General features: G+C 49.6%; 25 protein-coding genes and 2 other annotated features. Of the genes, 24 read left to right on the forward strand and 1 reads right to left on the reverse strand.

Annotation, left to right across the window (positions count from 1 at the left end):
• Window positions 1-128: 128 nt before the first annotated feature.
• From EDC32_RS14115 to pssA, 4 genes are all read left to right on the forward strand, one after another.
• On the forward strand, window positions 129-2576 hold the full coding sequence (locus tag EDC32_RS14115) for an ATP-dependent Clp protease ATP-binding subunit (protein WP_022738824.1): 2448 nt from the start codon (window positions 129-131) through the stop codon (window positions 2574-2576).
• Window positions 2577-2807: 231 nt separating this feature from the next.
• Entirely contained in the window at window positions 2808-4181 is a 1374-nt protein-coding gene (radA, locus tag EDC32_RS14120) for a DNA repair protein RadA (protein ID WP_132223205.1), read from the forward strand.
• Between the two features lie 3 nt (window positions 4182-4184).
• On the forward strand, window positions 4185-5258 hold the full coding sequence (disA, locus tag EDC32_RS14125) for a DNA integrity scanning diadenylate cyclase DisA (protein ID WP_132223208.1): 1074 nt from the start codon (window positions 4185-4187) through the stop codon (window positions 5256-5258).
• A 96-nt stretch (window positions 5259-5354) separates the two neighbouring features.
• On the forward strand, window positions 5355-6062 hold the full coding sequence (gene pssA / locus EDC32_RS14130; RefSeq protein WP_022738828.1) for a CDP-diacylglycerol--serine O-phosphatidyltransferase: 708 nt from the start codon (window positions 5355-5357) through the stop codon (window positions 6060-6062).
• Window positions 6063-6166: 104 nt separating this feature from the next.
• Here pssA and EDC32_RS14135 read toward each other — a convergent pair whose 3' ends face one another.
• A complete protein-coding gene (locus tag EDC32_RS14135; RefSeq protein ID WP_132223211.1) occupies window positions 6167-6562 on the reverse strand; it encodes a DUF1573 domain-containing protein in 396 nt (131 codons plus the stop codon).
• 226 nt (window positions 6563-6788) lie between these two features.
• On the opposite strand from EDC32_RS14135, the gene EDC32_RS14140 reads away from it, so the two are divergent.
• From EDC32_RS14140 to rpoB, 20 genes are all read left to right on the forward strand, one after another.
• A complete protein-coding gene (locus EDC32_RS14140) occupies window positions 6789-7283 on the forward strand; it encodes a CarD family transcriptional regulator (protein WP_259436708.1) in 495 nt (164 codons plus the stop codon).
• A gap of 124 nt (window positions 7284-7407) precedes the next feature.
• The gene (locus EDC32_RS14145; protein WP_102991313.1) at window positions 7408-8502 is read left to right on the forward strand and encodes a PIN/TRAM domain-containing protein; all 1095 of its coding nucleotides are present in this window, start codon (window positions 7408-7410) and stop codon (window positions 8500-8502) included.
• Between the two features lie 177 nt (window positions 8503-8679).
• Complete coding sequence (ispD, locus tag EDC32_RS14150; protein ID WP_246026961.1) at window positions 8680-9369, forward strand: 2-C-methyl-D-erythritol 4-phosphate cytidylyltransferase; 690 nt, start codon at window positions 8680-8682, stop codon at window positions 9367-9369.
• Window positions 9366-9845, forward strand: a complete 480-nt coding sequence (gene ispF / locus EDC32_RS14155; protein ID WP_132223214.1) for a 2-C-methyl-D-erythritol 2,4-cyclodiphosphate synthase — start codon at window positions 9366-9368, stop codon at window positions 9843-9845. Before ispD ends, ispF begins: the two co-directional genes overlap by 4 nt.
• Before the next feature lie 39 nt (window positions 9846-9884).
• On the forward strand, window positions 9885-11342 hold the full coding sequence (gltX, locus tag EDC32_RS14160) for a glutamate--tRNA ligase (protein ID WP_281275234.1): 1458 nt from the start codon (window positions 9885-9887) through the stop codon (window positions 11340-11342).
• Window positions 11343-11368: 26 nt separating this feature from the next.
• Window positions 11369-11599: a binding site (T-box leader), on the forward strand.
• 56 nt (window positions 11600-11655) lie between these two features.
• A complete protein-coding gene (gene cysE / locus EDC32_RS14165; protein WP_083464836.1) occupies window positions 11656-12405 on the forward strand; it encodes a serine O-acetyltransferase in 750 nt (249 codons plus the stop codon).
• Window positions 12365-13771 carry a cysteine--tRNA ligase gene (cysS, locus tag EDC32_RS14170; RefSeq protein ID WP_132223286.1) on the forward strand — a complete coding sequence of 469 codons (1407 nt, stop codon included), beginning with the start codon at window positions 12365-12367 and terminating at the stop codon, window positions 13769-13771. Before cysE ends, cysS begins: the two co-directional genes overlap by 41 nt.
• Entirely contained in the window at window positions 13768-14202 is a 435-nt protein-coding gene (locus tag EDC32_RS14175) for a Mini-ribonuclease 3 (protein WP_022738838.1), read from the forward strand. The genes cysS and EDC32_RS14175 overlap by 4 nt, the downstream gene beginning before the upstream one ends.
• Window positions 14195-14935 carry a 23S rRNA (guanosine(2251)-2'-O)-methyltransferase RlmB gene (gene rlmB / locus EDC32_RS14180; protein ID WP_132223220.1) on the forward strand — a complete coding sequence of 247 codons (741 nt, stop codon included), beginning with the start codon at window positions 14195-14197 and terminating at the stop codon, window positions 14933-14935. The genes EDC32_RS14175 and rlmB overlap by 8 nt, the downstream gene beginning before the upstream one ends.
• Window positions 14913-15449: an NYN domain-containing protein gene (locus EDC32_RS14185; protein ID WP_022738841.1), complete on the forward strand. Its 537-nt coding sequence runs from the start codon at window positions 14913-14915 to the stop codon at window positions 15447-15449. The genes rlmB and EDC32_RS14185 overlap by 23 nt, the downstream gene beginning before the upstream one ends.
• Before the next feature lie 83 nt (window positions 15450-15532).
• Window positions 15533-16198: an RNA polymerase sporulation sigma factor SigH gene (gene sigH / locus EDC32_RS14190; RefSeq protein WP_022738842.1), complete on the forward strand. Its 666-nt coding sequence runs from the start codon at window positions 15533-15535 to the stop codon at window positions 16196-16198.
• A 324-nt stretch (window positions 16199-16522) separates the two neighbouring features.
• On the forward strand, window positions 16523-16672 hold the full coding sequence (gene rpmG / locus EDC32_RS14195; RefSeq protein ID WP_022738844.1) for a 50S ribosomal protein L33: 150 nt from the start codon (window positions 16523-16525) through the stop codon (window positions 16670-16672).
• A 44-nt stretch (window positions 16673-16716) separates the two neighbouring features.
• Complete coding sequence (secE, locus tag EDC32_RS14200; protein ID WP_022738845.1) at window positions 16717-16944, forward strand: preprotein translocase subunit SecE; 228 nt, start codon at window positions 16717-16719, stop codon at window positions 16942-16944.
• Between the two features lie 47 nt (window positions 16945-16991).
• Window positions 16992-17525 (forward strand): transcription termination/antitermination protein NusG, encoded by a 534-nt coding sequence (nusG, locus tag EDC32_RS14205; protein WP_022738846.1) that lies wholly within the window; start codon window positions 16992-16994, stop codon window positions 17523-17525.
• Window positions 17526-17688: 163 nt separating this feature from the next.
• Window positions 17689-18114 (forward strand): 50S ribosomal protein L11, encoded by a 426-nt coding sequence (gene rplK, locus EDC32_RS14210; RefSeq protein WP_022738848.1) that lies wholly within the window; start codon window positions 17689-17691, stop codon window positions 18112-18114.
• 83 nt (window positions 18115-18197) lie between these two features.
• A complete protein-coding gene (gene rplA, locus EDC32_RS14215) occupies window positions 18198-18896 on the forward strand; it encodes a 50S ribosomal protein L1 (RefSeq protein WP_022738849.1) in 699 nt (232 codons plus the stop codon).
• Between the two features lie 49 nt (window positions 18897-18945).
• Window positions 18946-19077, forward strand: a sequence feature (ribosomal protein L10 leader region).
• A gap of 28 nt (window positions 19078-19105) precedes the next feature.
• A complete protein-coding gene (rplJ, locus tag EDC32_RS14220; RefSeq protein ID WP_054095561.1) occupies window positions 19106-19618 on the forward strand; it encodes a 50S ribosomal protein L10 in 513 nt (170 codons plus the stop codon).
• A 67-nt stretch (window positions 19619-19685) separates the two neighbouring features.
• The gene (gene rplL, locus EDC32_RS14225) at window positions 19686-20051 is read left to right on the forward strand and encodes a 50S ribosomal protein L7/L12 (RefSeq protein WP_022738851.1); all 366 of its coding nucleotides are present in this window, start codon (window positions 19686-19688) and stop codon (window positions 20049-20051) included.
• A 201-nt stretch (window positions 20052-20252) separates the two neighbouring features.
• Window positions 20253-20855, forward strand: coding sequence for a class I SAM-dependent methyltransferase (locus EDC32_RS14230; protein WP_132223223.1), 603 nt, complete (start codon window positions 20253-20255; stop codon window positions 20853-20855).
• A 248-nt stretch (window positions 20856-21103) separates the two neighbouring features.
• Window positions 21104-24640: a DNA-directed RNA polymerase subunit beta gene (gene rpoB, locus EDC32_RS14235; protein ID WP_425436578.1), complete on the forward strand. Its 3537-nt coding sequence runs from the start codon at window positions 21104-21106 to the stop codon at window positions 24638-24640.
• Window positions 24641-24675 lie beyond the last annotated feature (35 nt).

The following is a 24675-nucleotide window of genomic DNA, read 5'->3' on the forward strand; positions in this document are numbered from 1 at the left end:
GTCAGACTCTCGCTCACAAAAAACGTTCGCTAAGAACGGGATAAGAAACTCCGCTTGGCGGAGTACGTCAGACTCTCGCTCACAAAAAACGTTCGCTAAGAACGACTAGTAAAGGTGAGGTGTTAACTATGATGTTTGGTCGATTTACGGAGCGTGCGCAGAAGGTGTTGGCGTTAGCGCAAGAAGAGGCAGTTCGTCTCGGTCATAATAACATTGGTACCGAACATATCCTGTTGGGCCTGGTTCGAGAGGGTGAAGGCATCGCCGCCAAAGCATTGGTCGCTCTTGGATTGGGCTTGGAGAAAATATCCAAAGAGGTAGAGAACCTGATCGGCCGCGGCCAAAATCAACCAAGCAACATCGCTTACACTCCTCGCGCTAAGAAAGTAATTGAACTCTCGATGGATGAAGCGCGCAAGTTGGGTCATACCTACGTGGGGACGGAGCACATTCTCCTCGGCTTAATCCGCGAAGGGGAAGGGGTGGCGGCCCGGGTGTTGAACAACTTGGGAGTGAGCTTAAACAAAGCGCGCCAACAAGTGTTGCAATTGCTGGGCTCAAGTGAGGCGTTGTCCAATCACCCAGGTGCCAACAATCATGTAAACACTCCAACGCTGGACGGTTTGGCTCGTGATTTGACTGCGGCGGCCCGTGATGGCAATCTCGATCCTGTCATTGGCCGCAGCAAAGAAATTGAGCGGGTGATTCAAGTCTTGTCCCGTCGAACCAAAAACAATCCGGTGTTAATCGGGGAACCGGGTGTTGGTAAGACGGCGGTAGCCGAAGGGCTGGCGCAACGCATCGTCGATGGGGAGATTCCGGAGACCTTGCGCGGCAAACGCGTGATGACACTGGATATGGGTACGGTGGTAGCCGGAACCAAATACCGCGGCGAATTTGAGGATCGGCTGAAAAAGATTATGGATGAGATTCGGCAAGCGGGAAATATCATTCTCTTTATCGACGAGCTGCATACCTTGATTGGTGCAGGTGGGGCAGAAGGCGCCATTGATGCGTCCAACATCCTGAAGCCGGCGCTGGCTCGCGGAGAATTGCAATGCATCGGGGCAACCACCTTGGATGAGTATCGCAAATACATTGAAAAAGATGCGGCTTTGGAGCGCCGTTTCCAACCGATCTTGGTGGATGAGCCGAGCATTGAAGAGGCTTTCTTGATTTTGCAGGGGCTGCGTGACCGCTATGAAGCACACCATCGCGTGAAAATCACGGATGAAGCGATTGAACAAGCGGTGAAGTTGTCGGACCGTTACATTACGGATCGGTATCTGCCTGATAAAGCGATTGACTTGATCGACGAAGCAGCGTCCAAAGTGCGCCTCAAATCATATATGGTTCCACCTGAATTGAAAAAGCTGGAGCAGAGCTTAGAGGAAATTAAGAAAGAAAAAGATGCGGCTGTGCAAAGCCAAGAGTTTGAAAAGGCGGCTTCACTTAGAGACACCGAACAAAAACTGCGGGAAGAAATTGAAGTGACCCGCAACAATTGGAAGCAAGACCAAGGGAAGACGGATTCCGAAGTCACCGCCGAAGATATCGCCGATGTGGTGTCCAACTGGACGGGGATTCCGGTCAAAAAGCTGGCACAGGAAGAGTCAGAACGGTTATTGAACATGGAGGAGATTCTGCATAACCGCGTCATCGGGCAAGAAGAAGCGGTGAAATCTGTTGCACGTGCTATCCGCCGCGCTCGGGCGGGGCTGAAGGATCCCAAGCGCCCGATCGGATCATTCATTTTCCTCGGCCCGACGGGGGTAGGGAAAACCGAGTTGGCTCGTGCACTGGCAGAAGCGATGTTCGGTGATGAAGATGCGATGATTCGAATTGACATGTCCGAATACATGGAGAAACACTCCACCAGCCGCTTGGTCGGTTCCCCGCCAGGATATGTGGGATATGAAGAAGGCGGGCAGTTGACGGAGAAAGTGCGCCGCAAGCCTTATTCTGTTGTTCTCTTCGATGAGGTGGAGAAAGCGCACCCTGAAGTGTTTAATATTTTGTTGCAAGTGTTGGAAGATGGACGACTGACCGACGGCAAAGGGCGGACGGTCGACTTCCGCAACACCATCATCATTATGACCTCTAACGCAGGTGCTTCCACGATCAAGAAGAGCGGACGGTTGGGCTTCACTGTTGGTGATACAGCCAAAGATGACTATGAGCAAATGAAGCAAAACGTGATGGAAGAGCTGAAAAAATCATTCCGTCCTGAATTCCTGAACCGCATTGACGATCTGATTGTCTTCCATTCGCTACGGGAAGAGCATTTGGAGGAAATCGTGTCGTTAATGGCTGAAGAGCTCAGAAGAAGACTGAGAGAGCAAGAGATTGATTTCCGACTCACAGACAGCGCGAAAAAACATTTGGCCAAAGAAGGGTTTGACCCAACTTACGGTGCTCGGCCGCTCCGTCGCGCCATCCAGAAGCACATTGAAGACCGCCTCTCTGAAGAACTGCTGCGCGGCAACATTTCTCGAGGCGAGTCGGTGCTGATCGACTACAGAGATGGACAGTTGGTGGTTGAAAAGGAAGAGACCACCAAAGGCGCGGCACAATAATCAGACGACCACTCACTGCCTACGGGACGGTGAGTGGTTTTTCCGTTGGATTTGTCATCAAAAGAATATAAAACATCATGAAAAATTCAAATGACCTTGTTGATGCCGTGGGAAAACAAAGCCTATTTTAAAATGAGGAAGGTTAAAAAACAGATTTGTAACATGATGTTTTTGTCAAGATATTTGTTATAATGAGGAGTAAATATAATAGAAGTGAGTAGGGGACGAGCTGTGGCGAAAAAAAAGACCAAGTTTGTGTGCCAGGAATGCGGATATGAATCGGCCAAATGGATGGGGCGTTGCCCAGGATGCGGAACCTGGAATGCCATGGTGGAAGAGATGGATAGCAAAGCGGCCATCATTCCGGGCACGGGGTTGAAAATCCGTGACAAACATGAAAAAGCGACGCCGATTACGCAAGTGGAGAAGCTGGATCAGCCGCGTTCCGACACGGGCATCAAGGAATTGAACCGCGTTTTGGGCGGAGGCTTGGTGCCGGGTTCTTTTATTTTGGTCGGAGGTGACCCGGGAATCGGGAAATCGACGCTGCTTCTGCAAGCGTCACATGAATTAGCCAAGCGCGGGTTGCCCATCTTATATGTATCGGGAGAAGAATCGACGGAGCAGATCCGCATTCGTGCCGATCGGCTTGGAGCGTTGAGCGAGAACTTATTGGTGGCTTCCGAAACCAATTTGACTGCGATCGAAAGCCTGATGGATGAAAATAACCCAAAATTAATGGTGGTTGACTCCATTCAAACGGTGTTTCATCCGGAAGTGATGTCTGCACCAGGGAGCGTTGCCCAAGTGCGGGAATGCACCGGCACGCTGATGCGTTGGGCCAAGGACAGAGGCATGGCGATCATCATCGTGGGTCATGTGACCAAAGCGGGGGCGATCGCTGGGCCGAGGATGTTGGAGCACATGGTGGATTGCGTTTTGTATTTTGAAGGGGAGCGCCACCATACGTACCGGGTGCTCAGAGCAGTCAAAAACCGGTTTGGATCGACCAATGAAATCGGCGTATTTGAAATGAAGGAAAGCGGATTGGCAGAAGTGGATAATCCTTCAGAGATGTTTTTGTCGGGAAGGCCCGTGGGCGCTCCTGGTACCGCTGTGGCCGCAAGTATCGAGGGAACGCGGCCGGTTTTGATTGAGTTACAGGCCTTGGTCGCACCTACAAGTTTTGCTACGCCTAAACGAATGGCAACCGGGGTTGATCACAACCGCGTCACCATGATTATGGCGGTGTTGGAGAAACGGCTCGGCTTTTTCCTGCAAAATCAGGATGCCTATATCAATGTGGTCGGCGGAGTACGGTTGGATGAACCAGCTGTCGATTTGGCCATGGCCATCAGCTTGGCGTCAAGCTTTCGCGATGTTTCTACATCCGCGCACGATTTGTTCATCGGCGAGGTAGGGCTGACAGGGGAAGTGCGTGGCGTTTCGCGCATTGAACAGCGGGTGGCGGAAGCGGCAAATATGGGATTTCGGCGTGTCGTCATTCCGGAGAAGAACCGGCGGGGTTGGACGCCGCCGGAAGGGGTGGAACTGATAGGGGTGCATACATTAGAAGAAGCATTGCGTGTGGCGTTGGGGGGGTAATGAGTGAAAGACGAGCAAAAAGAAACAAGTTCCAGTGAGATGTTACGCTTAATCGCTCCGGGCACCACATTGCGCGAAGGGTTGGACAATGTGCTGGGCGCCAAAACAGGTGCATTGATTGTGATTGGCTATGACGATAGCGTCCGGGAAATCGTGGATGGAGGATTTCACATTGATTGCCCGTTTACGCCGGCTTTTCTGTACGAACTCGCCAAAATGGACGGCGCCATCATCTTAAGCAATGACGGGAAACGGATATTGTATGCCAATGCCCAGTTGGTACCCAGCTCGGACATTCCTTCAACTGAGACGGGAATCCGTCACCGGACGGCTCAGAGAACGGCAAAGCAAACCGGTAAATTGGTTGTGTCCATTTCTCAGCGCAGGAATATCATTACATTGTACAAAGGGCATTTTCGGTACGCATTGAAAGATATTGGTGTGATCCTTACCAAAGCGAACCAAGCGGTGCAGACACTGGAGAAATATAAATCCGTCTTGGATCAAACAACAACCAATTTGACTGCGTTGGAATTTGAGGAATTGGTTACCCTAAGTGAAGTGGCACTCGTGCTACAACGGGTGGAGATGGTTTTGCGCATTAAGCGGGAGATTGAAACGTACATTCATGAGTTGGGGACGGAAGGTCGACTCATCAGCATGCAGCTGGAGGAACTTGTGGCTGATGTGGAGGAGGAGGCGGAGCTGTTGATCAGGGATTACTGTCTGAATCCCGATATTGAACCACAAACGGTCTTCTGCGAACTGCAAAAGCTGTCCGCCGATGAGTTGTTGGAGCACTCCCTTCTGGTGCGGTTGTTGGGGTACGTGGGCAATGTGAATATCCAGGAAGAATCTGTTTCGCCGAAAGGATACCGCATTCTCAACAAAATTCCGCGCTTGCCATCCAACATCATTTTCAAGTTGGTTTCGCGCTTTGAAAACCTGTCGCGGATTATGATGGCGACCATAGAGGAATTGGATGATGTGGAAGGCATTGGGCATGTGCGAGCTCGCACGATTAAAGAAGGATTGAAGCGGATTCAGGAACAGGTGTTTATTGACAGACATATCTAAATAACCTAGAATGTAACCACTAAAGCAAATTGAACGAAAACAGGGAAGTGGGATGGGCTCATAACCACCCGTTGACACTTGTTAGGAGGTTCCCTTATGTTTGCGAAGGCGTTGCCCAGTTGTTTTACGGTTGGCAACTTGTTTCTCGGTGTCATCTCGATTATTTTAGCCATACAGCATTCTTGGCAATATGCGGCCATTATGGTGATAATCGGCATGCTGTTGGATGGATTGGACGGACGGGTCGCCCGCATGCTTAATACGCAGAGCGAATTTGGAAAAGAGCTGGACTCATTATCGGATGTTATTTCTTTTGGTGTTGCGCCTGCGATCATCATGTACGGGACGACGTTGAGCGAAATGGGCCCTTTGGGTTGGTTGGTTACGGCCATCTTCCCGATCTGTGGCGCACTGCGGTTGGCGCGCTTCAATGTTCATCCGGGTGAGCCGGGGTATTTCATCGGATTGCCTATTACGGCTGCCGGAGGAATTCTGGCAACGATGGCCTTGTATAGTGACATGTTGCCCAACAAAGTGGCGCTTATGATTGCAATGCTGTTTTTGTCGTATTTGATGATAAGCCAAGTGAAATATCCGACGTTCAAAAAAGTCGGGTTGCCGAAGTCGGCGATTTGGTTGGCACCACTGTTTTTGATTATGATCGCGGTGGCCGCTTTCCGGTTCCCGCATGAATTGCCGAAAGTGATGTTTGTGCCGTTGGCGTTGTATGCCATATACGGCGTGAAAAAGTCGTTGGAACTGAAGCGAAAAGACAACGAAGATCCCGTCGAAGAGCTCAAATAGACAACAAACAACCCTGTTGCGATGCAGGGTTGTTTTTTATGCCGTCGATTTGACGGTCGAACTTGCAAGGGTATGCGAAACCCGTTTGTTTGGGCGAAGATCGACTAACGAAGATGAAAAACCCCGAGTGTGGACAGATGATCCGATTCTTGCTTCAGCACTTCGGGAATAGAGATGTGCAGGAGATTGCACAGCGCAGCCACATAAAAAAGATGCTTACCCATTTCGTGTTTGACGACATCCAAGCAATGATCACACAGCTTGCCGGAAAGGTGAGTTTGGAAGTGGTTTTTCCAGTCAGATGTGGTCAAGTCGTCAGGAATAGCCTGCCGGCTAGCGTTGACTTCAATACAACCGCATTCGGTCACGGCTTTCATCAAAGCGCGAACCACGCGCGCATTCGCTTCCTGCAATTTGGATGTCACATCCAAAAAGCTGCGGTGCCGAAGCAAAAGGTCCGCCACCTGCTCTTGAAAAGAATGAAGGTTGTCTTCACTCATCGCCTTCACCTCGCATGGGGATTGGTGAAACTAAAATCCGGGTTCACTAATTTTATTATATAGACGATTCTACAATCGTGTCAATTTTTCATCTAAACAGACAATAACTTTTCCGGAGCTTATATATTGACGCGATGTGGATTTATGTGCTAATATAAACTTTTTTATTTTATTGACGGGGGTGTAATTTTGTGATATCTTGGAAATAGATATTGCCCTCTCGGAGGTGGGTGTTTTGTTCAATATTGGCGATAAAGTGGTTTATCCCATGCATGGTGCGGGTATCATCGAGTCGATCGAGGAAAAGGAGATTTTGGGTGAGCGACAGAAGTACTATGTGATGAGGATGCCCATTGGGGATATGAAAGTGATGGTTCCCATGCGCAATGTCGAAAGCATCGGGCTCAGAGAAGTTGTCGATGAAGACACAGTAAGCGAAGTGCTTGATCGCATGAGAAATCAGGAGGTCACGGACACATCCAATTGGAACCGTCGCTATCGAGCCAATTTGGACAAAATGAAAAGCGGTGATATTCATGAAGTGGCCGACGTGGTACACTCCTTGATGTTGAGGGATGCAGAAAAAGGGTTGTCCACGGGCGAACGCAAGATGCTGGATAATGCCAAGCAGATTCTGATCAGTGAATTGGCGTTGGCGCGCGATTTGGACGAAGAACAAGCTTTTGAACTAATTGATGGAATTTTAGCGAAGAAGAACTAATTTTTCTTTTTATTGCCGAGTTTACAAAACGGTCATAAGAAATTGCGTTTGTCTGGGTTTTCATTTTCGCAGAATGTCTATAATGGTAGTAGGGGACTTTGGTTTTGGGAGGAGGTGAAGCCCCGTGCTAAAACGTTTTGTGCAATTGGCTTTGACCTTGATCGGTGCATCTGTAGGGTATTATTATGGGGAAAGGTTTTTCGGGTTGCTTCAAAAATCTCCTCTGAATTTCGGTGAAGTTCCGGCCCCACATTACATTGGCGCCGCCTTGGGCGCAGCGGCTTTGTTCATTTCTACGTATTGGATTTCAGACAATGTAGTGAAGTGGATTCGCTGGAGCGAAGAGAGATTGATCAAAATTCCGGCAATCGATGGGATCTTTGGAGCGTTGGGTCTGGTTTCCGGCTTGATCGTGGCCGTATTGATCCAAATGCCGCTGACCCAATTGCCAATTCCGGTCATCAATCGTATATTGCCGTTTATCATCTCTGGGTTGTTCGGCTATCTCGGATTCAGAGTGGGATATAAAAAGCGTGACGAACTTATCTCTATCTTTACAGCTGGGCGTCAAAATAGGGAAGGACGCAATAAAAAGGATGAAAAGCACTTTTCTGAACACAAAATCTTGGATACCAGTGTCATCATTGATGGGCGTATCGCTGACATCTGCCGCACTGGCTTTTTAGAAGGAACGTTGGTCATCCCAAGCTTTGTCTTGGAAGAATTGCAACACATCGCCGATTCCTCCGATGTGCTGAAAAGGAATCGTGGGCGGCGCGGATTGGACATTCTCAACAAAATCCAAAAAGAGCTTGATGTGAAAGTCTTGATTTATGAAGGTGACTTCGAGGAAGTGCAAGAAGTGGACAGCAAGCTGGTGAAGTTGGCCAAAGTCTTGTCTGGGAAAGTTGTCACCAATGATTTCAACTTGAACAAAGTGTGTGAGTTGCAAGGAGTGAGTGTACTCAACATCAACGACTTGGCCAATGCTGTCAAACCAGTTGTGTTGCCGGGTGAGGAGATCAACGTTCAAGTGATCAAGGATGGCAAAGAGCATGGACAGGGTGTCGCTTATCTCGATGACGGCACCATGATCGTCATCGAAGGCGGTCGCGACTACATCGGAGACCGCATTGATGTGCTGGTTACCAGTGTGTTGCAAACTTCGGCCGGCCGCATGATCTTCGCCAAACCGAAGCTATTGGAGCGTGCACTGTAAGGTTTGGTGATGGGTTGGCGATCAAGGGTTATCCAATGAATGGGGAGAAGGGGGCCACTCCGCGCCGATGTGGTGGATTGCCCCCTTTTCTTGATGAAAACGGATTGCGAGTGGCCCGTGATTGGTTTATTCTAAACCGAAGACGGGCATTTGTGTGTTTGAAAGGAGATAGTTCTCTTGAGTGTTGGTGTGGTGATTCCCGCAGCCGGCCTTGGCAAGCGGATGGGCTCCAAGGAAAGCAAACAATTTCTGTCTTTTCAAGGACAGCCTGTCTTGATTCATACGTTACATATCTTTGAGACCCACCCAGAAGTGGATGAAATTGTCCTTGCGGTCCGAGAAGAAGAAGTGGCGCGTGTGCGTCAACTGGTTGCAGATGCGGGATTGCGGAAAGTGACGCATGTCGTCGTGGGGGGGCGTGAGCGTCAAGACAGCGTGTACAACGGCTTGCGGATGCTCTCCACTGAATGGGTGTTGGTTCATGATGCTGTGCGGCCGTTCGTCAGCAGAGAGGCCATTTCTCGCCTGTTGGAGGTGGTCAAAATGCATGGTGCGGCTATATTGGCTGTTCCGGTGAAAGAGACGGTCAAAATGGTGGATGCCGCGGGAGTGGTGGAGGAAACGCCAGACCGCAAGCGATTGTGGGCTGTGCAAACACCTCAAGCGTTCCGAACCGACATGCTGATGGAAGCGCATGAGCAAGGTCGGAAGACTGGCGCCTCGGTGACGGATGACGCCATGTTGGTGGAAGAGCTAGGGATAGATGTACGAGTGGTTGAAGGCGAGTATACCAATATCAAGCTGACGACGCCCGATGATTTGGCGGTGGCAGAAGCGATATATCAAATGAGGGGAAAGAGCATATGATCCGAATCGGACAAGGGTTTGATGTGCATCAATTGGGACCAAATGTGCCCTTGATCATTGGCGGGGTTCAGATTCCTTATGAGAAAGGTTTGATCGGGCATTCCGATGCGGATGTGTTGTTGCATGCGATCACGGATGCCGTGTTGGGCGCATTAGCTTTGGGGGACATTGGCAAGCATTTTCCAGACACCGATCCCGCATACAAAGGAGCTGACAGCGCCAAATTGTTGGAAGCGGTATGGTCCTTGGTGAAAGAAAAGGGTTATTGCCTGGGAAATGTTGATTGTACCATCATTGCCCAGCAACCAAAAATGGCTCCCCATATTCCAGCGATGCAAAAACGGATCGCTGCTTTGCTGGAGGGGAACCCGGAACAAGTGAATGTGAAAGCGACGACGACGGAAAAACTCGGTTTTACCGGAAGAGGCGAGGGCATCGCAGCCATGGCCGTCGTTTGTCTGGTCAACAAAGCATAAAACCGCATATATTGTTTAAGCAAAGGAGTCATGGATGAGATGAAGATTCGAACACGATATGCTCCAAGCCCGACGGGGCATTTGCACATTGGTGGCGCGCGGACGGCTTTGTTCAGCTATCTGTTGGCTAAACAGCAAGGCGGCGACTTTATCGTGCGCATCGAGGATACCGACACAGAACGGAATGTGCCGGGTGCTGACAAGAAGCAAATGGATATGCTGAAATGGCTCGGGATCGATTGGGACGAATCGGTCGATGTGGGCGGCCCGTATGCACCTTACCGTTGTATGGAACGGATGGATATCTACAATCGGTACATTGATCAATTGTTGGCTGAGGGTAAAGCGTATTTGAGCTATGCAACTCAGGAAGAGATCGACAAGGAACGGGAAGAGCAATTGGCGCGGGGTGAAGCGCCGAAATACAGTGGTTGGGATCGCGATCTGACACCGGAACAACGAGCGAAGTTTGAGGCTGAAGGTCGTGTGCCGAGCGTACGCTTTCGTGTGCCAGAAGGGCAAGTGATCGAGATCGACGATGCGATCCGTGGCAAAGTGAAGTTTGAAACAGACGGCATTGGCGATTTTGTGATTCGTCGTCCGGATGGCCGGCCGATTTACAATTTTGCTGTTGTGGTGGATGATGCTCTGATGAAAATTACCCATGTCATCCGTGGGGAAGAACATTTGTCCAACACGCCGAAACAAGTTTTGATTTATCAGGCCTTAGGTTTTGAAACGCCTCAATTCGCCCACATCCCGCTCATTCTGAATGCAGAAGGCAAGAAAATGAGCAAACGGGATGAAAGCATCATTCAATTCATTGATCAGTACAAGGATTTGGGCTATTTGCCGGAAGCCATTCTCAACTTCCTCTCCCTCTTGGGTTGGTCTCCTGAAGGGGAAGAAGAGATCTTCAGCAAAGAAGAATTGGTGGAACGCTTTTCGTTGGAACGCGTTTCCAAAGCGCCAGCTATCTTTGACACGGGCAAGTTGAAATGGATGAATGGGCAATATATTAAAAAGGCGCCATTGGAACGAATTGTCGACTTGGCGTTGCCATACTTGGAAAAGGCGGGCCGTATCACGTTGCCTCTGTCCGATGAACAGCAGGCGTGGGTGACTCGGGTGGTTGCTCTGTATCAAGAGCAATTGGAATACGTGGCTCAAATTGTGGAATTGACTGATCTTTTCTTCCAAGAAGAGTACAAAGTGACCGAAGAAGCCAAAGAAGTGCTGTCGGCTCCGCATGTGCCGGAGGTGCTGTCCTCCTTCCTAAATAAGTTGGATACTTTGGAGACATTGGAAGCCGATACGCTCAAAGACATTTTCAAGCAGGTGCAAAAAGAGACGGGACATAAAGGAAAACAGCTGTTTATGCCCGTGCGCGCCGCTGTCACGGGTGTCGTGCACGGTCCAGACTTGCGGGAGTCGCTCGCACTGATCGGCCTTGAGACGGTGAAAAGCCGTTTGCAACAACAGATTGACAAGGCCTAAGCTCGTCGGCCAAAATAATGTTAACGCCAAAAGCGATGAATGGGAAAAGTAGGAAGCGTAACTGGATGCCAGAGAGGGGTTGGCTGGTGCGAAACCCTATCCGGTACGGTTCTGAAATGCGCCCCATGAGCTGACCTCTGAAACGGGCGATTGCGCCCATGTAGGAGCGTTCCGGTACCCGCCGTTATAGGGTGAAGGGGAATTCTGCGTTTGCGGAATTCAAGCAGAGTGGAACCGCGGGCATAACCGTCTCTGCAGCATTGTTGCTGCGGAGGCGTTTTTTATTTACACACACTTGGGAGGGGAACAGGTGATGTCGTTGTTTAGCCGTATTGCGGAGACGCGGAGAGTATTGCAAGCGGACGTCCAAGCGGTGTTTGATCGGGATCCGGCAGCGAGAAGCACATGGGAAGTGGTGATCACCTATTCAGGTCTTCATGCCATTTGGGCGCATCGATTGGCACATTGGTTTTTCAAACGGCGGCTCTTTTTTATCGCCCGTGCCATATCGCAAATCAGCCGCTTTTTTACAGGGATTGAAATCCATCCGGGCGCCAAGATCGGGCGGGGCGTCTTCATCGACCATGGGATGGGGGTTGTTATTGGGGAAACGTGCGAAATTGGCGATTATGTGACCATCTATCAAGGGGTAACATTGGGAGGAACCGGCAAAGAAAAAGGCAAGCGACATCCAACCATTGAAGATCATGTGATGATCGCTTCAGGAGCCAAGGTGTTAGGTTCGATCCGCATCGGCCGTTTTGCCAAGATTGGCGCCGGTTCGGTGGTATTGCGCGATGTTCCGCCTAACTCGACTGTCGTCGGAGTGCCGGGACGGGTTGTGATACAAGATGGAATTCGGGTGCAAAATGATCTTGACCAGGTCAATTTGCCTGACCCGATTGCCGAACTTTGTCGTTCCATGCAGGCTGAAATTCAAGCTTTGAAAGAAGAAGTAAAGAAATTGAAGCAAGGGCAACAAGATGAATCATCTGCTCGTAATGAGCAAGGAGGAAATAAAGATAATGACCATCCGGCTTTACAACACACTGACCAAGAGTAAAGAAGAATTCAAACCGGTTCACGAGGGCGAAGTGCGGATGTATGTCTGCGGCCCGACGGTATACAACTACATTCATATTGGCAATGCGCGCGTGTTTGTGTTCTTTGATGTGGTACGCCGCTATTTGCGCCAGGCAGGCTATCGGGTTACGTACGTGCAAAACTTCACAGATGTGGATGATCGCCTGATTAATGCTTCCAAAGAGACAGGCCTGTCCGTCCCAGAAATTGCTGAACGCTATATCAAGGCTTACTTTGAGGACATGGATGCTTTGGGGGTGGAAAGGGCGGATGTCCACCCGCGGGCAACTGAGCACATCCCGGAGATGATTGAAGCCATCCAGGCGCTGATCGACCGAGGTTATGCGTATGTCAAAGACGGGGATGTTTACTTCCGCTCGCTCAAAAAAGAAAACTATGGGAAACTGTCTCATCAATCGTTGGATGAACTGAAAGCGGGAGCCCGCATCGATGTGAATGAGCAAAAAGAGCATCCGATGGATTTTGCGTTGTGGAAAGCAGCCAAGGAACCAGGCGAAATCAGATGGCAAACGCCTTGGGGAGAAGGACGCCCCGGTTGGCACATCGAGTGCTCGGCCATGGCCCGAAAATACCTAGGGGACACCTTGGATATCCATGCTGGCGGAGCGGATTTGTGCTTTCCGCACCATGAGAACGAGATTGCCCAGAGTGAGGCGTGGACGGGAAAAACGTTTGTCAACTATTGGTTGCATAACGGTTACATGAAAATGGGAAATGAAAAAATGTCGAAGTCACTTGGAAATGTGCGTCAAGTGGTTGAATTACGCCGTGAATATGATCCCAAGACGTTGCGGTATTTCCTGTTGTCCACGCATTATCGGAACCCGATTGTGTTCAGCGACGAGGTGATGCAACAAGCCCAAGGCAGTGTGGAACGGATGCAAACGGCGGTAGACAATCTGAAGCACCGCGCGACCGTAGCGATGGACGGAGAGGCCTCTACAGAACTGTTGAATCGCTTGGAGCAGTTGACAGAGGCGTTCCGTGAAGCCATGAATGATGACTTCAACACGGCCAATGCGATCAGTGTCATATTTGAAGCCGTCAAACTAGCCAACGAAACAGTGGCGGAAGCCGTGGTTTCCAAAGGTTCCATTATGGCATTGCTCGATTGGTTCCGCATCCATGGCCAACAGGTGTTGGGCTTAGTTCAATTGGATGAGGAAGAAAGCCTGGACGCGGAGATTGAAGCGTTGATCGCCGAACGCCAGCAGGCTAGAAAAGAGCGCAATTTCCAGCGTGCGGATGAGATTCGCGACCAATTGCTCGCGCGTGGGATTGTGTTAGAGGACACACCGCAAGGGGTAAGGTGGAAACGGAAATGAACGAATGGTTACTGGGCATGACCTCTTCCCTTGCTAAATCGCCGCGGGAGATCCATCCGCTGTTGCTGGCATACATGGGGGATGCGATATACGAAGTTTATGTACGGCATCATTTGCTGGCCAAAGGCATTGTGCGTCCGCGCGAATTGCAAAAAGAAGCGACGCGGTTTGTTTCAGCGGTCGCCCAAGCGAAAGTGTATCGGGCGATTGAAGCTCGACTGACCGATGAGGAAATGGAAGTTCTCCGACGAGGCCGCAACGCCAAGTCGGGGAGCGTTCCCAAACACGCGAGCGTGACAGACTACCGCCACAGCACGGGCTTGGAAGCGTTGGTGGGCTATCTGTATTGTTCAAAGCAAGAGACGCGCCTTCAAACGTTGATGAGTCAAATATTAGACATTGTTGAAAAGGAGCACACCGAAGATGAGTGATTGGATTTTAGGTAGGCACGCTGTACTGGAAGCACTTCGTTCCGGACGGGAAGTGGAAAAAATCTTGCTGGCGGATGGCATTCAAAAGGGAAACATCCAAGAAATCTTGAAGAAAAGCAAAAACGAGGGAATCCCCACCCAATTTGTCCCCCGCGCCCGCTTGGATCAGCTATCAGAAGGGGGAAACCATCAAGGGGTTATGGCGCAAGTGGCCGCTTATCGCTATGCCAGCTTGGAGGATCTGTTCCGCCGGGCAGAGGAAAGAAAGGAAATGCCTTTTTTCATCTTGTTGGATGGTTTGGAGGATCCGCATAATCTGGGCTCGGTATTGCGGACAGCTGATGCTGTCGGAGCGCATGGGGTTATTATTCCAAAACGCCGCGCGGTGGGTCTCACTTCTGTGGTTGCCAAAACTTCTGCAGGCGCGATCGAGTATGTACCGGTAGCAAAAGTAACTAACCTCAACCGAGTAGCGGACGAGCTTAAAGATCGGGGATTATGGCTGGTTGGTAGTGACGGGTCGGCCAAATCTGAGTATACCCAAATTGATTATCAGATGCCCCTCGCGCTGATCATTGGTAGCGAAGGACAAGGGATGAGCTCTCTCCTCAAGAAAAAGTGCGATTTTCTCGTCAAGTTGCCCATGCTTGGCAAAGTGACTTCCCTCAACGCCTCTGTGGCCGCTGGCGTGCTTATGTATGAGGTGTTGCGTGGGCGAAGCACCCATGGTTAAGCGCGAAGAATGGTTGGTTGTGGACGGATACAATGTCATAGGGGCGGATCCTGAAGTAAAGTGGCATCCCGCGTCGCTTGAAGAGGAGAGAGTCAAATTGATTCGGGATCTGTCCGAGTATCAGGCGATGACGGGCCGGCAGGTGCATTTGGTGTTTGATGCGCACCTGAAACCGGGGGCGGGAGTGAAAACCAACCAGGAAAAAGTGTTCGTGTATTATACCCGTCGCGATGAGACTGCAGATGAATTCATCGAAAGCTTTGTCAAAAAAAATAAAAGCCCCCATCGGGCCATCTACGTGGCTACATCCGACTATCTGGAACAGCGGATGGTGTTTGGTCAGGGGGCATACCGTATTTCGTCACGCGAATTGTTGGAAGAAATTCGCGTGGCCAAAAAGAATTTAAGCGAAAAATTGAGAAAAGAGGAGGAAAACCAAGTCAGAAACACATTGGAAGACAGATTGAGCCGGGAGTTACGGCAGATGCTTGATAAATGGAGAAGGAAAAAATAGGTGAAAATTTGACGTTTTTGTTTCTATTCGGCTATAATAACGTTACTATGGGTTTATAGGCTACTTGGTCGGGAGGGAAAGTGGTGAGCGTAGAACTTCAATCCAGTAATTCTGTCGTTTACGACAACGAGGTTGACTACAAGACAATGGCCGACGAAGAGCTGGTTTATGGCGTACGTGTAGGTGATCATCAAGCGCTTGAATATTTGATTAATAAGTACAAAAATTTTGTCAGAGCGAAAGCGAGATCCTACTTCTTGATCGGAGCCGATCATGAAGACATTGTTCAGGAAGGGATGATTGGCTTATTCAAAGCGATTCGGGATTTTAAAGGAGACAAGCTGGCTTCCTTCAAAGCATTTGCCGAATTGTGCATAACGCGCCAAATCATCACAGCAATCAAAACAGCCACTCGTCAGAAGCACATTCCACTTAACTCATATGTATCTTTGGACAAGCCCGCATACGATGATGACACAGATCGGACATTGTTAGACAAGATTCCAGGCAGTCTATCAAACCCAGAAGAAATATACATTAGCCAAGAAGAGTATAACGATATTGAAGATAAAATATCGAAAATTCTAAGTGATTTGGAACGCAAAGTTTTGATGCTGTACCTCGATGGCCGATCTTATCAGGAGATCGCTGTCGACTTAAATCGACACGTTAAGTCAATCGACAATGCGTTGCAACGAGTAAAGCGCAAACTGGAGAGATATCTGGAAGTACGGGAAATCTCTCTATAAAACAAAAAGAAATCAATGGGTTGCAGGCCCTTTAAAACAGGTGTAATCACCTGTTTTTTGTTTAATTCGACAAAAATCATCATTCTCCTTTTTTAAGGATATAAAAAGTTGTGGTATGAATGAAGAATGTTGTTTGTCGATAAAAAACCTTCGTTGACCCAAATGGAGGAAAGAAATGGTTATGAAACGGGGTAGAAGTTGTCAATAATGAATTGGCAGAGGGTTTCACATTGACAGGAAGTCAGGGGTATGTTAATGTAATTTGGGTATTTTCTATAATAAAATCCACTCGAACGGTGATTAACAAATAGAGGAGGTGTCGGCATGCGGGTGAATATCACATTGGCTTGCACGGTATGTCGTGAACGCAACTACGCGCTGACCAAAAACAAACGGAAGCATCCAGATCGCATGGAGCTGAAGAAGTTTTGTCCGCGTTGCAATGCGCATACAGCACATCGCGAAACGAAATAAGCGGCTGGGTTTGAACGCTTGATATCAAGATGGGGGTGACAGCCATGGCAGCTTTTCTCGCAAACATCGGACGCGGAATCAAGAAAAGTGTTTCAGGCACGTCTGGCTTCTTCCGTGGTAGCGTCCAAGAGTTGAAAAAAGTGCGCTGGCCAAACCGGCAAGAGATGGTGAACTACACAATGGTTGTCGTCTTGACAGTGCTGGTATTGGCGCTCTTTTTCTTCATTATCGATCAAGGGATCTTGCAATTGGTTCGCTTGATTACGAAATAGGTGGAATGAATCATAAGGGGGGTACAGGGCTTTAGGCCCTGGTGAGCATGGAAAAGAATTGGTATGTGGTTCACACGTATTCTGGCTACGAGAACAAGGTGAAAACCAACCTGGAAAAGCGGGTCCACTCGATGGATATGCAGGACAAGATTTTTCGTGTCCTCGTTCCGATGGAAGAGGAGATCGAGCATAAGGACGGTAAGAAAAAATCCGTCATGCGTAAGGTCTTTCCGGGTTATGTGCTGGTAGAGATGATCATGACCGATGACTCGTGGTATGTCGTGCGGAACACGCCTGGGGTAACCGGTTTCGTCGGTTCATCAGGGGCGGGTTCAAAACCAACCCCCCTTTTGCCGGATGAGGTTGTCGCGATTCTGCGCCAAATGGGTATGGATGAGTCCAAAGCTACCGTCGACTTTGAAGTTGCTGAGACAGTAAAGGTGAAAGAAGGGCCTTTCGCCAATTTTGTCGGCCGGATCGAAGAGATCGACATGAACCGTTCGAAACTCAAAGTCATGGTCAACATGTTTGGCCGTGAAACGCCTGTAGAATTGGACTTCTTCCAAGTGGAAAAAATTTAATCTGGCAAAAAACTTTTGTTTTGCGCCATGTTGTGATAAAGTATTTTTGTTTGTTACCCCCATCTTTGGGGCGAGCGCAAGCCCGTTAGGAGAAGAGGGAGCTTGCCTTTCCGTGGGAGGGTAATACCCGAGAAAACCACATGTTTGAAGGAGGTTGGTTAGCGTGGCCAAAAAAGTGATTAAAGTGGTCAAGCTGCAAATTCCCGCTGGTAAAGCTAATCCAGCACCGCCAGTAGGTCCGGCGCTCGGTCAAGCTGGTGTGAACATCATGGGATTCTGTAAAGAGTTCAATGCCCGCACTGCTGATCAAGCCGGTTTGATTATTCCGGTAGAAATCACGGTTTTTGAAGACCGTTCTTTTACCTTCATCACTAAAACCCCGCCAGCTGCTGTACTTCTGAAAAAAGCAGCCGGGATTGAGTCCGGTTCCGGTGAACCGAACAAAAAGAAAGTGGCGACCGTGAAGCGCGACAAAGTGCGTGAGATCGCCGAGTTGAAAATGCCTGACTTAAACGCTGCAAGCGTGGAAGCGGCTATGCGTATGATCGAAGGAACCGCGCGTAGCATGGGCATCGTAATCGAAGACTAATAGAAAGCCTGCCTACTCTGCCACGAGTAGAGTGAGGCTTGTGGGAGGATCTTCCGCTACGACCACGAAAGGAGGAACTGTCGGTGGCAAAACATGGTAAAAAATACTTGGAAGCGATCAAAAAAGTAGATCGTGACAAAGTCTATGAGCCCAAAGAAGCTTTGGCGCTCGTGAAAGAAATTTCTGTCGCTAAATTTGACGAAACCGTGGAAGCTGCTTTCCGCTTGGGTATTGATACCAAGAAGGCAGATCAACAAGTGAGAGGTGCTGTTGTACTTCCTCACGGCACGGGAAAAACCAAACGCGTTCTCGTATTCGCGAAAGGTGAAAAGGCAAAAGAGGCGGAAGCCGCTGGTGCGGATTTCGTAGGAGATGAGGACCTCATCAACAAAGTAGCCCAAGGTTGGTTTGAATTTGACGTTGTTGTGGCTACTCCTGACATGATGGGTCAAGTGGGCCGTCTGGGACGGACTCTCGGTCCGAAAGGCCTCATGCCAAACCCGAAAACGGGTACGGTTACTTTTGAAGTAGCTAAAGCCGTAAACGAGATCAAAGCGGGTAAAATTGAGTACCGTGCTGACAAGGCCGGCAACGTGCATGCCGCAATTGGTAAAGTTTCCTTCCCGGTTGAGAAACTGGAAGAAAACTTGCTTGCACTTGCTGAAGCATTGGTGAAAGCAAAACCGGCTGCTGCAAAAGGTACCTACATGAAGAGCGTTACCGTTTCTTCCACCATGGGTCCTGGCGTAGCTGTAAACGCGCAACGTTTGTCCGGTCGTTAATAACGCTTGACTTTTGCAGCGAGGTTGGGTAACATGTAATCGCTGTTTAAAATCGAATAAGAAGCTACCGTAGACAGTAGGTGCGGACTGATCCGCTTAATATCCTGCCGAGGAGCTTGCGCTGTTGTCTATGACAAAGCCTAGCCTTCGACTGCCTGCGGAGGCTTTTTCTTATTTCTTCAAAAACTCCTGATGAGGAGGTGTACCGCATGTCCAAAGCAATCGAGCAGAAAAAAGTAATTGTTAAAGAAATCGCGGATAAACTGACCCGCAGTAAAACAACCATCGTAGCTGACTATCGCGGTTTGAACGTAAAACAAATGAACGAGCTGCGTAAAGAGTTGCGTGAAGCTGGCGTAGAGATGCAGGTTCTGAAAAATACCTTGACCCGCCGTGCTGCTGAGCAAGTGGGAATGGAAGATTTGAACCAGCACCTGACCGGCCCATCCGCAGTCGCTTTCAGCTATGAGGATGTCGTTGCTCCAGCTAAAGTGCTTTACAAATTTGCAAAGACCAACAAAGAGCTGGAAATCAAGGGCGGTATCGTAGAAGGCAAAGCAGTAAGCCTTGATGAGATTAAGGCGCTGGCTGAGCTGCCAAGCCGCGAAGGTCTCTTGTCCATGCTTCTCAGCGTACTGCAAGCACCGATGCGCAACTTCGCGCTTGCTGTTAAAGCAGTTGCTGACAAAGACGGAGAAGCTGGCGAAGCACAAGAAGCGTAATGCTGCTTGAGTAAATCGAACGGCATTTGAAAAATTACTAGATCTGTATATAGGGAGGTTTCCTTTCATGACGAAAGAACAAATCATTGAAGCGATTAAAGGTATGAGCGTTCTCGAACTGAACGACTTGGTAAAAGCAATCGAAGAAGAATTCGGCGTAACTGCTGCGGCTCCGGTTGTAATGGGTAACGTAGCAGGTGGCGGAGAAGCTGCTGAAGAGAAAACCGAATTCGATGTAATCCTGGCAAGCGCTGGTAGCTCCAAAATCAACGTTATCAAAGTGGTTCGTGGCATCACTGGCCTGGGCCTGAAAGAAGCAAAAGCGCTGGTTGACGGAACTCCTGCTCCAATCAAAGAAGGCGTATCCAAAGAAGAAGCAGAAAAAATCAAAGCAGAACTCGAAGAAGCCGGTGCATCTGTGGAAATCAAGTAATAAGCTTGACTCCGGCCGGACCCGCCGTCGTCGGTCGGCGGGTCTCTTTTATTGTAAGGGTGGTTTTGTGCAGGCTAAGGAGGCAATGCTCCTTTGGCACTACGTAACTCTCCCTTGTACTGGCACGACAGATGAATTGGGTTTTGCCTTGCTTTAACATGTACGCATGACCGGGTAATGCTGTGGAAGGGGTTATGTACCGTGAGTGAACACTACTTTTCAGCGAATCCACTGGCCAAAAGCGAAGAGCGGGAAGTGATGGCCGAACTGCGCGGGCATTCTTTGCGTTTTCATACGGACGCTGGCGTTTTTTCCAAAAAAGGGGTTGACTTTGGTAGTCGACTTCTGGTGGAAACGGCGCAAATTGAGCCGGGTTCCCGTGTGCTAGATCTTGGTTGCGGTTATGGAGCGATAGGAATAGCCATCGCCAAAGCGGTACCCCAGACTACAGTGGTCATGGTTGATGTGAATGAACGGGCGGTTAAGCTCGCTGAACAAAACGCGCGAAGAAATCGTGTAGATGGCATGGTGCAAGTCTTGAAAAGCGATGGTTTTTCAGCGATTCATGGCCAACAGTTTGACTGCATTTTGTTCAATCCGCCGATCCGCACTGGAAAAGAGACGATATATCGTTTGTTTCGCGAAGCGGCAGACGCGTTGGTTCCAGATGGATCACTATGGATTGTGATTCGCAAACAACAAGGTGCTGCTTCTGCAAAAAAAGAGTTGACATCATATTTTCAAGATGTGGATGTGGTTGAGCAAAAGAAAGGGTATTGGATTATTTGCGCACAAGGGCATTGACTTCAGTATCCGCTTGTGATAGTGTTTTAAATTGCAGAAAGTCTCAACTTTTGAGGCTGGTTTTTTTTGGTATGTGTGGTCAACCAGCCTGTTTAATCACATATCGGGCTGGATAAAATAGGTAAATAGACTGCTTCTAGGTAAAATGAGGTTGCGTATTCACTCATTTTCTTTTTTTACCGTGATTAGTCGCTAATATTGAGCGGCTTTCGACTGGATGCGAGGGGGGAGTTTGTTTGGCTGGTAAAATGATCCCATGTGGTCGTCGGCAACGTCGTAGCTATGCTCGCATTAATGAGGTTCTCGAGCTGCCGAATCTGATTGAGATTCAGCAAAAGTCTTATGACTGGTTCCTTGATGTTGGTTTACGAGAAATGTTCCGCGATATTTCGCCAATCGAGGATTTTACCGGTAACCTTGTGCTGGAGTTTATCGACTATAGCCTGGGTGAACCAAAATACACCGTTGAAGAGGCGAAAGATCATCAGGTGACCTTTGCTGCACCGCTTCGTGTCAAAGTGCGCCTCATCAACAAAGAGACGGGCGAAGTAAAAGAGCAAGAAGTCTTTATGGGCGACTTCCCGCTCATGACCGAAACGGGTACCTTTATCATCAATGGCGCGGAACGCGTAATCGTCAGCCAGTTGGTGCGTTCACCTAGTGTGTATTATAACACGAAAGCGGACAAGAACGGGAAAACAACTTACACGGCGACGGTGATCCCTAACCGCGGTGCGTGGCTGGAGTTTGAAACCGACGCCAAAGATATTATATATGTTCGCATCGACCGTACGCGCAAGATTCCTGTGACGGTTCTGTTACGTGCGCTTGGTTTTAGTAGCGATGCGGAAATCATCGATTTGCTGGGGGATGACGAATACATTCGTAACACCCTGGACAAAGACAACACAGGAAATACTGAAAAAGCACTGATTGAAATCTACGAACGTTTGCGTCCAGGCGAGCCGCCAACAGCGGAAAACGCTCGCAGCCTCTTATACGCACGGTTCTTCGATCCGAAGCGCTATGATTTGGCAGCTGTGGGACGTTATAAAATTAATAAAAAACTGCACATCAAAAATCGTTTGCTCAACCAGAAGCTGGCTGAGCCTGTCGTAAATCCGGAAACAGGTGAGATCTTGGCTGAAGCTGGGACGGTGCTGGAACGCCGCGTCCTGGACAAACTCCTTCCGTATCTGACAGGCGAGAAGGCATTTGGCCGCAAGGAGTACAAAGTGCGTGGAGGCGTTCCCGATGATGGACCGATCTCGTTGCAAGCTGTGCACATCTTTGCGCCCAATGATGAGAGCAAAGTGACCAAAGTGATCTCCAACGCAGAAGTGTCTGATGAGATCAAACATATTACCCCATCCGACATCATCGCTTCGATCAGCTATTTCGTCAATTTGTTGTACGGAGTGGGAAGCACGGATGATATCGACCATTTGGGCAACCGGCGTCTGCGTTCTGTAGGAGAACTGTTGCAAAACCAGTTCCGTATCGGTTTGTCACGGATGGAGCGGGTAGTGCGCGAACGGATGTCGATTCAAGACGCCAACGCGATTACACCGCAAGCGTTGATCAATATTCGTCCGGTCATCGCGGCAATTAAAGAGTTTTTCGGTAGCAGCCAGTTGTCTCAGTTCATGGACCAAACCAACCCGTTGGCTGAGCTGACTCACAAACGCCGTCTGTCGGCGCTTGGTCCTGGTGGTTTGACCCGGGAGCGCGCTGGGTTTGAAGTGCGTGACGTTCACCACTCACACTATGGTCGGATGTGTCCGATCGAAACTCCTGAGGGTCCGAACATCGGTTTGATCAACTCCTTGTCGACGTTTGCGCGTGTCAATGAGTATGGCTTTATCGAAACCCCCTATCGTCACGTTGATCCCGATACGGGTCAGGTGACGGATCGGATTGATTTCCTCACGGCGGATGAAGAGGACAACTACTATGTGGCGCAGGCTAACGCACCACTTAATGAAGACAACACTTTCGCCGATGATATGGTGACGGTCCGCCACCGTTCGGAGATTATCAACGTCCCTCGCGACCGAGTGGATTATATGGACGTTTCGCCTAAACAGGTTGTGTCCGTGGCTACGGCATGCATCCCCTTCTTGGAGAACGACGACTCCAACCGCGCGCTGATGGGTTCAAACATGCAGCGGCAAGCGGTGCCGTTGTTGAGACCGGAAGCGCCGTTCATTGGAACGGGTATGGAACACGTGGCTGCGCGTGACTCTGGCGTGATGGTTCGTGCGAAACGGCCGGGTACGGTTGTCCGTGTATCCGCGGACGAAATTTGGGTACGGCAAGAGCAAGAAATTGACGGTCGCCTGATTGAAGGGGACATTGATAAATACAAGCTCACCAAGTTCTCTCGTTCCAACCAAGGCACTTGCATCAACCAACGGCCGGTTGTCCGCACGGGGGAAAAAGTAAAAGTGGGCGATGTCCTGGCGGATGGTCCATCCACCGAGCAAGGGGAAATGGCATTGGGACGCAACGTTGTGGTAGCCTTCATGACTTGGGAAGGTTACAACTACGAGGATGCCATTTTGCTGAGCGAGAAATTGGTGAAGGAAGACGTCTATACCTCGATTCACATTGAGAAGTTGGAAAGTGAAGCGAGAGACACCAAGCTGGGGCCGGAAGAAATTACCCGCGACATTCCAAACGTGGGTGAAGATGCCCTCAAAAACCTCGATGAGCGCGGAATTATTCGCGTTGGTGCAGAGATCAAGCCGGGAGATATCCTGGTTGGGAAGGTGACGCCAAAAGGGGTGACCGAACTGACTGCGGAAGAACGGCTGCTGCACGCGATCTTCGGTGAGAAAGCACGGGAAGTTCGCGATACGTCACTCCGTGTGCCACATGGTCAAGACGGAATCGTCGTAGACGTAAAAGTCTTCACCCGTGAAAACGGCGATGAGTTGCCGCCAGGTGTGAATCAATTGGTGCGCGTCTACATCGCACAGAAACGGAAAATCTCCGAAGGGGACAAAATGGCTGGACGCCACGGTAACAAAGGGGTTATTGCCCGGATCATGCCTGAAGAGGACATGCCATTTTTGCCGGATGGTACGCCAGTTCAAGTTGTCTTGAACCCGCTGGGTGTTCCGTCGCGGATGAATATCGGTCAGGTGCTTGAGGTTCACTTGGGCATGGCGGCCAAAGCACTAAACCTGCATATGGCTACGCCAGTCTTTGACGGGGCAACTGAAAACGATGTGTTTGAAACGTTGAAAGAAGCTGGCTTGGATGAAGACGGCAAAACGATTCTTTATGATGGACGCACGGGAGAGCCGTTTGAAAATCGCGTCACCGTTGGGGTCATGTACATGATCAAACTGGCGCACATGGTTGATGACAAAATTCACGCGCGTTCCACAGGTCCTTACTCCTTGGTTACCCAGCAACCGCTCGGTGGTAAAGCGCAATTTGGTGGACAACGGTTTGGTGAGATGGAGGTGTGGGCGCTGGAAGCATATGGTGCCGCGCACACACTGCAAGAGATTCTCACGGTCAAATCAGACGACGTTGTCGGCCGCGTAAAAACCTACGAGTCCATTGTCAAAGGTGAAAACGTGCCGGAGCCGGGAGTGCCTGAATCATTCAAGGTATTGATCAAAGAGTTGCAAAGCTTGGGTATGGATGTGAAGATCCTTTCCGAAGACGAGCAAGAAATTGAGATGCGTGAATTGGATGAGGATGAGGAATCGGCAAGTGATAAGCTCGGTTTTGATCTGCTTGAGGAGGATACTGCTCACTCAAACTCTTGATCGTCGCATGCAGGGGGCGTGATGCGCGCCCCTGT

Source organism: Laceyella sacchari, from assembly GCF_004343255.1.
Taxonomy (GTDB): Bacteria; Bacillota; Bacilli; order Thermoactinomycetales; family Thermoactinomycetaceae; genus Laceyella; species Laceyella sacchari.